The organism is Mycolicibacterium pyrenivorans (genome assembly GCF_025821625.1).
GTDB lineage: Bacteria > Actinomycetota > Actinomycetes > Mycobacteriales > Mycobacteriaceae > Mycobacterium > Mycobacterium pyrenivorans.
This window is the reverse complement of the sequence record NZ_JACKSH010000018.1, coordinates 94,638-108,209: the sequence shown is the minus strand read 5'-3', so window position 1 is coordinate 108,209 and position 13,572 is coordinate 94,638. Positions and strand designations below refer to the sequence as shown.

The 13,572-nt window shown below is 68.4% G+C and carries 11 protein-coding genes; 4 read left to right on the top strand and 7 right to left on the bottom strand.

What is annotated here, in order from left to right; translation table 11 throughout:
- The 7 genes from H7I57_RS02125 to H7I57_RS02095 all read right to left on the bottom strand — a co-directional run bounded on the left by H7I57_RS02125 (position 1) and on the right by H7I57_RS02095 (position 9,316).
- Positions 1–582: a DUF1707 SHOCT-like domain-containing protein gene (locus tag H7I57_RS02125; RefSeq protein ID WP_264021611.1), complete on the bottom strand. Its 582-nt coding sequence runs from the start codon at positions 580–582 to the stop codon at positions 1–3.
- Between the two features lie 212 nt (positions 583–794).
- Positions 795–1,598, bottom strand: a complete 804-nt coding sequence (locus H7I57_RS02120; RefSeq protein ID WP_264021610.1) for an enoyl-CoA hydratase family protein — start codon at positions 1,596–1,598, stop codon at positions 795–797.
- Positions 1,598–2,761, bottom strand: a complete 1,164-nt coding sequence (locus H7I57_RS02115; RefSeq protein WP_264021609.1) for an acyl-CoA dehydrogenase family protein — start codon at positions 2,759–2,761, stop codon at positions 1,598–1,600. The genes H7I57_RS02120 and H7I57_RS02115 overlap by 1 nt, the downstream gene beginning before the upstream one ends.
- Complete coding sequence (locus tag H7I57_RS02110) at positions 2,758–4,746, bottom strand: ATP-binding protein (RefSeq protein ID WP_264021608.1); 1,989 nt, start codon at positions 4,744–4,746, stop codon at positions 2,758–2,760. Before H7I57_RS02110 ends, H7I57_RS02115 begins: the two co-directional genes overlap by 4 nt.
- Positions 4,747–4,839: 93 nt before the next feature.
- Positions 4,840–6,432, bottom strand: coding sequence for an acyl-CoA carboxylase subunit beta (locus H7I57_RS02105; RefSeq protein WP_264021607.1), 1,593 nt, complete (start codon positions 6,430–6,432; stop codon positions 4,840–4,842).
- Positions 6,429–7,589, bottom strand: a complete 1,161-nt coding sequence (locus H7I57_RS02100; protein ID WP_264021606.1) for an acyl-CoA dehydrogenase family protein — start codon at positions 7,587–7,589, stop codon at positions 6,429–6,431. Before H7I57_RS02100 ends, H7I57_RS02105 begins: the two co-directional genes overlap by 4 nt.
- Positions 7,586–9,316 carry an acyclic terpene utilization AtuA family protein gene (locus H7I57_RS02095; protein ID WP_264021651.1) on the bottom strand — a complete coding sequence of 577 codons (1,731 nt, stop codon included), beginning with the start codon at positions 9,314–9,316 and terminating at the stop codon, positions 7,586–7,588. The genes H7I57_RS02100 and H7I57_RS02095 overlap by 4 nt, the downstream gene beginning before the upstream one ends.
- Before the next feature lie 232 nt (positions 9,317–9,548).
- On the opposite strand from H7I57_RS02095, the gene rpmF reads away from it, so the two are divergent.
- The 4 genes from rpmF (at position 9,549) to H7I57_RS02075 (ending at position 13,543) form a co-directional block, all read left to right on the top strand.
- Positions 9,549–9,722, top strand: a complete 174-nt coding sequence (rpmF, locus tag H7I57_RS02090) for a 50S ribosomal protein L32 (protein WP_264021605.1) — start codon at positions 9,549–9,551, stop codon at positions 9,720–9,722.
- 70 nt (positions 9,723–9,792) lie between these two features.
- Positions 9,793–10,479: a response regulator transcription factor gene (locus H7I57_RS02085; RefSeq protein WP_264021604.1), complete on the top strand. Its 687-nt coding sequence runs from the start codon at positions 9,793–9,795 to the stop codon at positions 10,477–10,479.
- A gap of 67 nt (positions 10,480–10,546) precedes the next feature.
- Positions 10,547–12,007: a HAMP domain-containing sensor histidine kinase gene (locus H7I57_RS02080; protein WP_264021603.1), complete on the top strand. Its 1,461-nt coding sequence runs from the start codon at positions 10,547–10,549 to the stop codon at positions 12,005–12,007.
- 177 nt (positions 12,008–12,184) lie between these two features.
- On the top strand, positions 12,185–13,543 hold the full coding sequence (locus tag H7I57_RS02075; RefSeq protein WP_264021602.1) for a S1C family serine protease: 1,359 nt from the start codon (positions 12,185–12,187) through the stop codon (positions 13,541–13,543).
- The last annotated feature ends 29 nt before the right edge of the window (positions 13,544–13,572 follow it).

Genomic DNA, 13,572 nt, shown 5'->3' with positions numbered 1-13,572 from the left:
TCAGTCGGTGGCGGTGCGCTTCTTGCGCTTGACTGCGACCTTGCCCCACAGCGAGAAGCCCCGGACCCGAACGCACGGCGCACCGGGAGATCCGTCGCCGCTGACGTGGTGATCGAAGCTGCCCATCACCGCGACCCCGCGGAGATCGACGTTGACCTCCGGCGGGACCAGGATGGTCTGTCCGCCCATGATCGAGTAGGACCGGATGTCGACGTCATGGGAAGTGAAGTCGGCGTACCGCATGTCGACCACCCCCCCGCCCCACAGCGCGAAGGTGGTCAGCCGGCGCGGCACATTCCACCGGCCGCGGCGTTCGAAGCCGCTCAGGATCGCCAGTAGCACCGTGGACGGCGCCGGACGGCACGGACCGCTGCGGCCCCGCGTCACCGCTCCGGGGAGGTCGGCCGACAACCGGTCGAGTTCGTCGTAGGTCTGGGCGGCATAAGCCCTGGTCAGACGATCCTCGTAATCGCTGAGCTGAAGTGTGCCCGATGCGGCGGCGTCGGTCAGCAGTTGTGCTACCTGAATCCGATCGGTGTCGGCGGCGCGCTTCGATCCGTGCCGCGACGCAGGGTTGCTCATCGCGGCCATCTCGTCGTCATTGTCGGCTCCTCGCCCGAGGGCTCGTCGTCATTGTCGGCTCCTCGCCCGAGGGCTCGTCGTCATCGTCGGCTCCTCGCCCGAGGGCTCGTCGTCATCGTCGGCTCCTCGCCCGAGGGCTCGTCGCAGCACAAGCGCCCACGAGCCTACGACGAACGTCGGCACATGCAAGAGTCTTGGCCAAACTGTAAGGGTTAGCTGACCCAGTTGGGCCGGCGCTTCTCGAGGAAGGCCAGCATTCCTTCGCGCGCCTCGTCGGAGACGAACAACGCCGCCGACTGTTGCGTCAATTTCTCTGCGTGCCGATCGAAGTCGGCGAGGATGGCGGCCGTCGTCAGCGCCTTCGATTCGGCGAGCCCCTGCGGGGAGCCGAGCGCGATCGCCGACGTCAACTCGGTGACGGCGGCGGGCACGTCATCGGCGGCGACGGTGATCAGCCCCATCTCGGCTGCGGCGGCGACGCCGAACCTCTCCCCGGTGAGGAAGTAGCGCCCGGCTGCGCGCGCAGTCATCTTCGGCAGCAGGGTCAGCGAGATGATCGACGGCGCAACGCCGATACGCGCCTCGCTGAGTGCGAACGTGCTGGAGCCGCCCGCGACCGCGATGTCGCACGCGCCGACCAGCCCCAGCCCGCCGGCCCGGACGTGGCCGTCGATCGCCGCGATGACCGGCAGCGGCAGCTCGAGGAGCCTGCGCAGCAGGCGGGTCATGTCCTGCGCACGCTCGACGGCAAGGTCGGCAGGATCACGGCCCGCGGCCTCACTGAGATCGGCGCCGGCGCAGAACGTTCCGCCGGTGTGGCCGAGCACCACCACCCGCACGCCGTGTTGGGCCGATGCCCGTGTCAATCCGTCGTGCAGCTGTTCGACCAGTGCCGTGGACAGCGCATTGCGGTTGCTCGGCGAGTCCAGGATCAGTCGCGCGACCGGGCCTTCGGCTTCGTAGCGGACCAGCGCCGGCGGGCAGGAGCGGGGCGACCCGGGGATTGGTTCGGCCATCAGTACGACCGGGGGAGGCCGAGCGACGTCTGCGCGACGAAGTTGAGGATCATCTCGCGGCTGACCGGGGCGATCCGCGCCAGGCGTGACGCCGTCAGGACCGAGGCGATGCCGTACTCCTTGGTCAGGCCGTTGCCGCCGAGCGACTGGACGGCCTGGTCGACGGCGCGCACCGACGCCTCGCCCGCGGCGTACTTCGCCATGTTCGCCGCTTCGGCCGCACCGGCGTCGTCTCCGCTGTCGTAGAGGGCGGCCGCCTTCTGCATCATCAGCTTGGCCAGCTCGATCTCTATGTGGTTCTGCGCCAGGGGATGCGAAAGACCCTGATGCGCACCGATCGGCGTCTTCCACACCTGGCGGGTCTTCACGTAGTCGACGGCCTTGCCGATCGCGAAGCGGCCCATGCCGACCGCGCTGGCGGCGCCCATGATCCGCTCCGGGTTCAGCCCGGCGAACAGCTGAGCGATCGCGGCGTCCTCGGAGCCCACCAGCGCATCGGCCGGCAGCCGCACGTCGTCAAGGAACACCTGGAACTGGAACTCGGGGCTGACGATCTCCATCGGGATCTTGGTGAACGTGAAACCCGCTGTGTCGGTGGGCACCACGAACAGCGCGGGCTTCAGGTTGCCGGTTCGTGCCTCCTCGGTTCGGCCGACGACCAGCACCGCCTGCGCCTGGTCGACCCCGGAGATGTACACCTTCTGCCCGGACAGGATCCAGTCGCTGCCGTCACGTCGGGCGGTCGTGGTGATCTTGTGGGAGTTCGAGCCGGCGTCGGGCTCGGTGATGGCGAACGCCATCGTGATCGAGCCGTCGGCGATCCCGGGGATCCAGCGCTTCTTCTGCTCCTCGGTGCCGAACTTGGAGATGATGGTGCCGTTGATCGCGGGGGAGACCACCATCATCAGCAAGGCGGAGCCCGCGGCGGCCATCTCCTCCATCACCAGGCTCAGCTCGTACATACCTGCGCCGCCGCCGCCGTACTCCTCGGGCAGATTTACCCCGATGAATCCGAGTTTGCCTGCCTCGGTCCATAATTCATCGGTATGCTGCCCCGCTCGGGCCTTCTCCAGGTAGTAGTCCTGGCCGTAGTTGGCGGCCATCGCGGCCACCGCCGTGCGCAGCGCCTGCTGCTCCTCGGTTTCGACGAAGCCTGTGGTCATTGTTCAACCTCTCCTGAATCGACGCGTGCCAGCACGGCGCCTACTTCCACCTGTTGACCCGTGATGACGTTGAGTTCGACGAGCACGCCGTCCGTGGGTGCGGTGATGGTGTGCTCCATCTTCATCGCCTCCAGCCAGACCAGCGGCTGCCCCGCCGTCACGGTGTCGCCGAGGACTGCCCCGACCCGCAGCACCGATCCCGGCATCGGCGCCAGCAACGATCCCTGGGCGAGCGCGTCGGTGGGATCGGGGAAGCGGGGCAGCGCAATGAGGTGCACTGAGCCGCCGGGCGAATCGACGAACACGTCGTCCCCGTGGCTGGTCACGTCGAAGGGCCGATCCACCGCACCGACGGTGAGCACGACATGCTCGGGTGTGGCCGAGGCCACCGCGACGTCGTCATGCCCGGCGACATGCAGGCCGGTGCGGGTGAAGCGGTACCGGATCTCATAGACGTGTCCGTCCTGGCCGTCGGCATCCTGGTAGCGCTTGGTTTGGTACCCCGACGCGAGATTGCGCCACCCGCTGGGCGCGGCGCCGAGAACCTGTGCGGCGCCGCGGTTGTGGGCCGCATCCGCGAGGGCCGCCGCGATGGCGGCCAACGCCCCGGCCCGGCCGCCGCAGCTGGGCTCGGCAAGCGCTGCCAGCCCGTGGGTGTCGAAGAAGGCCGTATCGGTCGCTCCGTCGAGGAAGGCCGGGTGGCGCAGCACGTTGACGAGCAGGTCGCGGTTGGTGCGGACGCCGTGGATCCTGGCGCGGGTGAGCGCGTCGGTGAGCAGGGCCGCGGCGTGCCTGCGGGTCGGCGCGTACGAGATGACCTTGGCGATCATCGGGTCGTAGAAGACCGAGATCACCGACCCGTCCGCGATACCCGCGTCGACGCGGACGCCGGTCCTGTTGAGGAGCCCGAACTCGGTGGCCGCGTTGGGCACGCCGAAGCGGTGCACCGTTCCGGCCTGGGGTTGCCAGTCCTTGGCCGGGTTCTCGGCGTAGAGCCTGGCCTCGATCGACGAGCCCTGCGCGGGGGGCGGCGCGGCATCAAGGGGAGCGCCGTCGGCGATGAACAGTTGCAGTTCGACCAGGTCCAGGCCCGAGGTGAGCTCGGTGACGGGGTGTTCCACCTGCAGGCGGGTGTTCATCTCGAGGAAGAAGAATGAGCCCTCGGACTCACCCGGGCCGGAGGCCATGAACTCGACCGTTCCCGCGCCGGTGTAGCCGATCGCCGTCGCCGCCAGCCGTGCGGCCTCGAACAGCTTGTCCCGCATGCCCGCAACGCGTTCGACGAGCGGTGACGGCGCCTCCTCGATGATCTTCTGGTGGCGGCGCTGAATCGAGCATTCCCGCTCGCCGACGGCCCAGACGGTGCCGTGCGCGTCGGCCATCACCTGGACCTCGACGTGGTGTCCGGCGTCGAGGTAGCGCTCGCAGAACACCGTCGGATCACCGAACGCCGACTGGGCCTCGCGTTGCGCAGCCTGTACCTGATCGGGAAGCTCGGCGAGGTCGCGCACCACCCGCATGCCGCGCCCACCGCCGCCCGCGGACGCCTTGATGAGCACCGGCAGCATGTCCGCGGTCACGGTGTCGGGATCCAGTTCCTCGAGCACCGGCACGCCCGCGGCGGACATGATCTTCTTGGCCTCGATCTTGGACCCCATCGCCGCCACGGCAGCCACCGGCGGCCCGATCCACGTCAGTCCGGCGTCCTGCACGGCCGCGGCGAATTCGGGGTTCTCCGAGAGGAATCCGTAACCGGGATGGATCGCGTCCGCACCCGCGGCCTCAGCCGCCGCGATCAGCTGTGCGGGATCCAGATATCCGCGGGTGCCCTCAAGGCGCACCCGGGCGTCGGCCTCGGCGACGTGGGGGGAGTCGGCATCGGGGTCGGTGTAGACCGCCACGGTGCCGATACCGAGGCGCCGGCACGTCGCGAACACCCTGCGGGCGATCTCCCCGCGGTTGGCGACCAGGACCGTGGTGATCACATGACACCTCCATGACGTCCACTCTGAGGTTGTGCTCGAAGTCGGGGCGAAATCTCTTGCACAAGCTCAGGTTCGGCAACGTATGTCATCGCGTCACATCCTGAAGACGCCGAAGTTCGACGTCCCCTCGATCGGGCCATTGGCGATGGCCGACAGGCACATCCCCAGGACGGTGCGGGTGTCGCGCGGGTCGATGACGCCGTCGTCGTAGAGCATCCCGGACAGCACCATCGGCAGGGACTCGGCTTCGATCTGGCCTTCGACAGCGGCGCGCATCGCGGCATCGGCGTCCTCGTCGACCACCTGCCCGCGGGCCTCGGTGGCGGCGCGGTTGACGATCGACAGCACCCCGGCGAGTTGCGCGCCGCCCATCACCGCCGACTTGGCGCTCGGCCAGGCGAACAGGAACCGCGGGTCGTAGGCCCGCCCGCACATGCCGTAATGGCCTGCGCCGTAGGACGCGCCGATCAACAGCGAGAGGTGCGGCACGGTCGAGTTCGACACAGCGTTGATCATCATCGAGCCGTGCTTGATCATCCCGCCTTCCTCGTAGTCCTTGCCGACCATGTAGCCAGTCGTGTTGTGCAGGAACAGCAGTGGCGTGTCAGAACGGTTGGCGAGCTGAATGAACTGCGTGGCCTTCTGGGACTCCTCGCTGAACAACACACCGCGGGCGTTGGCCAGAATGCCCAGCGGATAACCGTGCAGGGTGGCCCAGCCGGTGACCAGCGATCCGCCGTAGAGGGGTTTGAACTCTTCGAACTCCGAGCCGTCGACGATGCGGGCGATCACCTCACGCGGGTCGAACGGTATGCGCAGATCCGGCGGCACGATGCCGATCAGCTCGTTCTCGTCGAACAGCGGCGCGCGCACCGGTCCCGGTTCGGGCCCGAGCTTGCGCCAGTTCAGTCGGGAGACGATTCTGCGGCCGATGCGGATGGCGTCGAGTTCGTCGACCGCGAAATAATCGGCGAGGCCCGATGTGCGGGCGTGCATCTCGGCGCCGCCCAGCGATTCGTCGTCGGACTCTTCGCCGGTTGCCATCTTCACCAGCGGCGGGCCGGCCAGGAACACCTTGGATCGTTCCTTGATCATCACCACGTGATCGGACATGCCCGGGATGTAGGCGCCACCCGCGGTGGAGTTGCCGAACACCAGCGCGATGGTCGGGATGCCCGCCGCCGACAGCCTGGTGAGATCGCGGAACATCTGCCCGCCGGGGATGAAGATCTCCTTCTGGGTGGGCAGATCGGCACCGCCCGACTCCACCAGCGATATCACCGGTAACCGATTCTGTCGAGCGATCTGGTTGGCGCGCAGGATCTTCCGCAGTGTCCACGGGTTGCTGGTACCGCCCTTGACGGTCGGGTCGTTGGCGACGATCAGGCATTCCACCCCGCTGACCGCGCCGATGCCGACCACGACGCTGGCACCGACCGTGAAGTTGGTGCCCCATGCCGCGAGAGGGCTCAACTCCAGGAACGGGGAATCGGGGTCCAGCAGCGCCTCGACGCGTTCGCGGGCGGTCATCTTGCCGCGGGCGTGGTGCCGGACCACGTACTTCTGGCCGCCACCCGCGAGCGCCTTGGCATGTTCGGCCTCGAGTTCGGCGAGCTTGGCCGCCATCGCCTCCGCGGCGGCGGCGTAGGCGGGGGAGCGGGTGTCGAGCACCGACTTGAGGCTCATGCCTGGAAGTCCAACGTCTTGGCGGCCAGCGAGGTGAGGATCTCGGTGGTACCGCCGCCGATACCGAGGATTCGCATGTCGCGGTATTGGCGCTCGATCTCGGACTCGGCCATGTAGCCCATACCGCCGAAGAGTTGCACCGCCTGGTTGGCCACCCATTCGCCGGCTTCGACGGCGGTGTTCTTGGCGAAGCAGACCTCGGTGATCAGGTTCGACTCCCCCTGAAGTTGCCGCTCCACCACATGTCGCGTGTAGACGCGGGCGACGTCGATGCGCCGCGCCATCTCGGCAAGCGTGTTCTGCACCGACTGACGGGCGATCAGCGGTTTGCCGAAGGTCTCCCGGTTGCGGCACCAGTCGACGGTGAGATCGAGGCAGCGCTGTGCGCTCGCGTACGCCTGGGCCGCCAGCCCGACACGTTCGGAGACGAAGGCGGCGGCGATCTGCAGGAACCCGGAGTTCTCGGGCCCGATCAAGTTGGCGGCCGGCACCCGCACATCGGTGTAGGACAGCTCGGCGGTGTCCGACGAGCGCCAGCCCATCTTGTCCAGCTTGCGGCTGACCTGTAATCCAGGCGAGCAGCCAGCGCCGTCTTTCTCGACCACGATGAGCGAGACACCGGCCGCGCCCGCGCCGCCGGTGCGCGCCGCGGTGACCACGTAGTCGGCGCGCACCCCCGAGGTGATGTAGGTCTTCGCGCCGTTGAGGACGAACTCGTCGCCGTCCCTGACAGCGCGCGTGGTGAGGTGACCGACGTCGGAGCCCCCGCCGGGTTCGGTGATCGCCAGCGCGCCGATCTTCTCGCCGCGCAGGGTGGGCCGCACGTAGGTGTCGATGAGCCGTCGGTCTCCCGACGCGATCATGTGGGGCACCGCGATTCCGCAGGTGAACAGCGACGCGAACACTCCGCCCGGTGCGCCCGACTGATGCATCTCCTCGCAGATCACCACCGCGTCGGCGCCGTCACCGCCTTCTCCGCCGACCGACTCGGGGAAACCGGCGCCGAGCAGCCCGGCCATGGCGGCCTTGCGGTGCAGCTCGCGGGGCAGTTCGCCGATCCGCTCCCACTCGTCGACATGCGGAAGCACTTCGCGTTCGGCGAACGCGCGCACCGTTTTTCGTAGGTCGTCGCGCTCGGCCGTCGTCCAGATGTTCACGGCAGGAGTTCCTCCGGTATGTCGATATGACGGCTGCGCAGCCACTCGCCCAGCCCCTTGGCCTGCGGATCGAACCTCGCCTGGTAGGCCACGCCCTGGCCGAGGATTCCGTCGATCACGAAGTTCACGGCCCGCAGGTTGCCGAGCACGTGCCGGGTGACCGGTAGGTCGGCGGTCTCCGGGAGAAGTTCGCGCAGCTTGGCCACCGTCAGCGTGTGTGCGAGCCAGCGCCATTGGTCGTCTGTGCGCACCCAGACGCCGATGTTGGCGCTTCCGCCCTTGTCGCCGCTGCGCGCTCCGGCGATCGTCCCGAGCGGTACCCACCGCGCCGGGCGGGCAGGCAGCGGCTCGGGCAGCACACCCGGCGGCGCCGTCTCCAGTTCGCGCGTCGCGGTGGCGGTCGCGATGGCGGTACGGGACCCGTCGGCATGCACCGCGACGTGATCGACCCGGCCGGCGGGAATGTAGACCGCGGTGAACACCCCGTACACCTGACCGTCGCCCGGGGGAGTGGTGCTGGTGAAGCCGGGATAGCTGGCCAGCGCCAATTCGACTGCGGCCGAGGAGAACTGACGACCTACCGTATTGGGGTCGGGATCACGGGCCACGCATCGCAGCAACGCGCTGGCCGCCTGCTCGGTGTCGGCGTCGGGATGGTCGGTGCGGGCCAACGTCCATTCCAGTTCCGCGGGTTTGGCCGTCAGGCTCGATTCGAGCTGCCTGCGCACCAGTTCGGCCTTGGCCTCGACGTCCAAACCGGTGAGGATCAACGTCATCTCGTTGCGGAAGCCGCCGATGCTGTTCAGTGAAACCTTCAGCGTGGGCGGCGGCGGCTCGCCGACGACGCCGCTGACGCTGACGCGGTCGGGGCCGTCGTCGGACAGCTCGATCGAGTCCACGCGGAGCGTCGCATCGGGATTCGCGTATCGCGCGCCGGTGATCTCGTAGAGCAGCTGCGCGGTCACGGTGTCGACGGTCACCGCGCCGTCGGTGCCCGGGTGCTTGGTGATGACCGAGGACCCGTCGGCGTGGATCTCGGCGATCGGGAAGCCGGGGTGCATCAAGGCCGTCAGATCGGGAAAATCGCGAGCGAAGAAGGAGTAGTTGCCGCCGGTGGCCTGGGCGCCGCATTCGATGATGTGTCCCGCCGCGATCGCACCGGCGATCGCCGAATGGTGGTCGCGGCGCCAGCCGAAGTGCGCCGCCGCGGGACCCGCGATGACCGATGCATCGGTGACCCGCCCGGTGACGACGATGTCGGCGCCGGAGTCGAGGCAGTCGACGATCCCCCAGGCGCCCAGGTAGGCGTTGGCCGTCAGCGGAGCAGCCCCGCCGGGGATCTGCGCCGCGAACCCGAACTCGTCGGCCCGCGCGAGCACGTCGTCCCCCTCGACGTGGGCCACGGAGACCGCGATGCCGAGTTCGTCCGCCAGTGCGCGGACCGCCTCCGCCAGACCCGCAGGGTTGAGGCCGCCGGCGTTCGCGACGATGCGGACGCCACGCTCCTTGGCGATGCCCAGGCACTCCTCGAGTTGGCGCAGGAACGTCTTGGCGTAACCGCGCTGCGGGTTCTTCATCCGGTCACGGCCGAGGATGAGCATCGTCAACTCGGCAAGGTAGTCGCCGGTCAGGAAGTCGAGTTCGCCACCGGTGAGCATCTCGTGCATCGCCGAGAGACGGTCGCCGTAGAAGCCCGAACAGTTCCCGATCCGGACCGGGGTGCGCACCCCCTCGATCCCCGATGGCGTCACGCGCACTCCCGTCGTCGCCGAATCCTCGACCAACCAACCGGTAGGTTACTGGTTACAGTCGGTACCGCGTCAAGACCCATCGTCCTACCGGAGTTTGGAGCCCGTCCAGCTCACCGGCTATCCTGGTCAGCAATTGCCGGCGCCCGGTAGTCCAGGCTCGCGGGCAGTGCCACCCCGGATACCACCGCGATAGATGGAGAGCTCGATCATGGCTGTGCCCAAGCGCAGGATGTCGCGCGCGAACACCCGTAGTCGGCGCGCGCAGTGGAAGGCCGAGGCCACCGGTCTCGTCAACGTCAACGTCGCCGGTCAGCAGCACAAGGTGCCGCGGCGTCTGCTCAAGGCCGCGCGGCTCGGTCTGATCAACCTCGACCGCCGCTAGGAATCGGAGTCGCCGCCTCGGCGGCGCGCCTCTCAGGTCACTCTCAGACACGGGGTCGACACTGTTGCCTGTGCGCATACTTGTCGTTGACGACGATCGCGCGGTGCGCGAATCCCTGCGACGATCCCTTTCCTTCAACGGTTATTCCGTCGAGTTGGCCCAGGACGGCCGCGAAGCCCTTGACCTGATCGCCAGCCAGCGCCCCGACGCGGTGGTGCTCGACGTGATGATGCCGCGGTTGGACGGGTTGGAGGTCTGCCGTCAGCTGAGGAGCACCGGCGACGATCTGCCGATCCTGGTGCTGACCGCGCGTGACTCCGTGTCCGAGCGGGTCGCCGGTCTGGATGCGGGAGCCGACGACTATCTGCCCAAGCCGTTCGCGTTGGAGGAGCTGCTGGCGCGGATGCGGGCCCTGCTGCGCCGCACCAGTCCCGAAGACGGGTCCGAATCGGCGGCGTTGACCTTCTCTGACCTGTCTCTGGATCCGGTGACGCGTGAGGTCACCCGCGGTGACCGGCCGATCAGCCTGACCCGCACCGAGTTCTCGCTGCTGGAGATGCTCATCGCCAACCCCCGCCGCGTCCTGACCCGCAGCCGCATCCTGGAAGAGGTGTGGGGCTTCGACTTCCCGACATCGGGCAATGCGCTGGAGGTCTACGTCGGCTACCTGCGGCGCAAGACCGAGGCCGAAGGAGAGCCGCGACTGATCCACACCGTGCGCGGGGTGGGTTACGTGCTCCGCGAGACGCCGCCTTGATGATGAGCGCTCGCGCGAAGAAGAGACAAGTGATGATGAGCGCTTGCGCGAAGAAGAGACAGCCCTGATGAGCGTCCAACCCTCCGGCCCCTGGGCGGGTTATCCGGCGCCCCCGCCGACCACCAGCTCGGTGTCGCTGCGGTGGCGGGTCATGTTGCTGGCGATGTCGATGGTGGCCATGGTCGTGGTGCTGATGGCTGTCGCCGTCTACGCGGTCGTGTCGCGCGCGCTGTACGACGACATCGACACACAGCTCCGCAGCCGCGCCCAGCTGCTGATCGAGAGCGGCTCGCTCGCCGCCGACCCCGGCAAGGCCATCGAAGGCACGGCGTACTCCGAGGTCAACGCCATGCTGTTCACCAGGCAGGCGATCTACACCGCCAATCAGGAGGGGCAGTCGTTGCCGCTCGGGGGACCCGAGAAGGACGTCATCCAGGGCAAGCTGGGGATGTCCCTGCGCACCGTCAGCCATCAGCGGGTGCTCGCCGTGCACCTCAGCGACGGCAGCGCCCTGCTGATCTCCAAGAGCCTGACACCTACGGGAAAAGTGCTCAAACGGCTGGGCACGGTGCTGCTCATCGTCGGCGGGATCGGGGTGGCGATCGCCGCCATCGCCGGCGGAATGGTGGCACGCACGGGCCTGCGCCCGGTGGCCCGGCTCACCGAGGCGGCCGAAAGGGTCGCCCGCACCGACGACCTGCGCCCGATCCCTGTCTACGGAAACGACGAACTCGCCCGCCTCACCGAGGCTTTCAACATGATGCTCCGGGCGCTGGCCGAGTCTCGTGAGCGGCAGGCCCGGTTGGTGACCGATGCCGGCCACGAGCTGCGGACGCCTCTGACATCACTGCGCACCAACGTGGAGCTGCTGATGGCGTCCATGGCGCCGGGGGCACCCCGCCTCCCCGAGGAGGAGATGACGGGACTGCGTGCCGACGTGCTTGCCCAGATCGAGGAATTGTCGACGTTGGTCGGCGATCTGGTCGACCTCACCCGCGAGGAGGCAGGCGGCGTCATCTACGAGACGGTCGAGCTCGGCGACGTGATAGACCGGTCGCTGGAGCGGGTTCGCAGGCGTCGCAACGACATCGAGTTCGACATCTCGGTCACCCCGTGGCAGGTGTACGGCGACGGCGCAGGCCTGGCCCGCGCGGTGCTCAACCTTCTCGACAACGCCGCGAAGTGGAGCCCGCCGGATGGCCGGGTGGGCGTCAGGCTCACCCAGATCGACCCGCTGCACGCGGAGTTGGTGGTGTCCGACGCCGGTCCCGGAATCCCGCCGCAAGAACGAAGTCTCGTGTTCGAGCGCTTCTTCCGATCCACCGCCGCCAGGGCGATGCCCGGGTCGGGCCTCGGCCTGGCCATCGTCAAGCAGATCGTGCTCAAGCACGGCGGCACGTTGCTCGTCCGCGACGCCGTGCCGGGTGGCCAACCGCCGGGCACGGCGATGCACGTGGTGTTGCCTGGCCGACCGTCGCCTGCCAGCGCCGACGAGCGTGTCCGGGAAGCCGCGACACGCGGGGACTGATCACTGCGGTGAGCACAATCGCAGGCGAGGATGATGGGCAGGCCAGGGGGTGTTCGAATTGTTATGGCCGTGCCGAATGATCTCTAAGCGGATTCTCAGCACAACTGGGCACCCTGAGAGGGCACCTTTCGTTGTTCCAGACGACGGAACCTACTCCAGGAAGAGCATCGCAGCGAAATGACCAACCACCCGAGGTACTCACCGCCACCGCCGCCGGGCCGCCAGCCCGGCACTCCCGGGCAGGCGCCCGGCCCGGTCGGTCCGCAACCGTCGGGTGCCTACGAGCAGCAGCGCTACGACTGGCGCTACGCGACCGAACAACAGCGGCAGGCGTTTCGGGCCCAGTACGACCCGTACCGGGGTGCTCCGATGCCCGCGGGGCCGGGTCAGTACCCCGGTCCCGGTATGCCGGCCGCTCCGCAGCCGCAACCCCGGAAGCGCTCGCGCGCAACGGCTTTGACCGCCGGTGCCTTCGCTGTCGCGCTCGTGTCGGCGGGTATCGGCGGTGGCGTCGCGATGCTGGTGCATCCTGATCACGACGTTGCAGGGATCACCGCCTCCGGTGCCGCGCCCGGCATGCCTGCGGCCAGCGCGCCTGCCGGTTCCGTCGAGCAGGTGGCGGCCAAGGTCGTCCCCAGCGTCGTGAAGCTTGAAGTGAATGTCGGACGGCAGTCCGAAGAGGGCTCCGGTGTCATCCTCTCGACCGATGGTCTGATCCTGACCAACAACCATGTGGTCGCGGGGGCCGGCAACGGTCCGGGACGCCCGGGCGGTGCAGAGACGAAGGTGACGTTCGCCAACGGCAGCACGACGTCGTTCAGCGTGGTGGGCACCGATCCGGGCAGCGACATCGCGGTCGTCCGCGCCCAGGACGTGTCGAACCTGACCCCGATCGCGGTCGGGTCGTCGGCGGACCTGCGTGTCGGTCAGGACGTTGTGGCCATCGGGTCGCCCCTCGGGCTGGAGGGCACGGTGACGACCGGCATCATCAGCGCGCTGAACCGGCCGGTGGCCGCCGGTGGTGACGCGCAGAACCAGAACACCGTGCTCGACGCCATTCAGACCGATGCGGCGATCAACCCGGGCAACTCCGGAGGCGCGCTGGTCAACATGAACGGTGAACTGGTCGGCATCAACTCCGCCATCGCCACGCTCGGTGCCAATGCGGGCGATCAGCAGGGCGGGTCCATCGGCTTGGGCTTCGCGATCCCGGTGGACCAGGCCAAGCGGATCGCCGACGAGTTGATCCAGACGGGGAGCGCTTCCCGGGCCTCGCTGGGTGTCCAGGTCGGCAACGAAGCAGGCGTCGACGGCGCCAAGATCGTCGAGGTCACCTCGGGGGGAGCCGCCGCAGCAGCGGGCCTGCCCGCCGGAGTGTTGGTCACCAAGCTCGACGACAGGGTGATCGGCAACGCCGACGCGCTGGTCGCGGCCGTGCGTTCGAAGGCTCCCGGGGAGAAGGTGACGCTGACCTATCTGGACCCGGCCGGTAAGTCGCAGACGGTGGACGTGACGCTCGGCAAGGCGGGCCAGTGAAGGTGACCGCGGGCCAGGCGCGCCCGGAG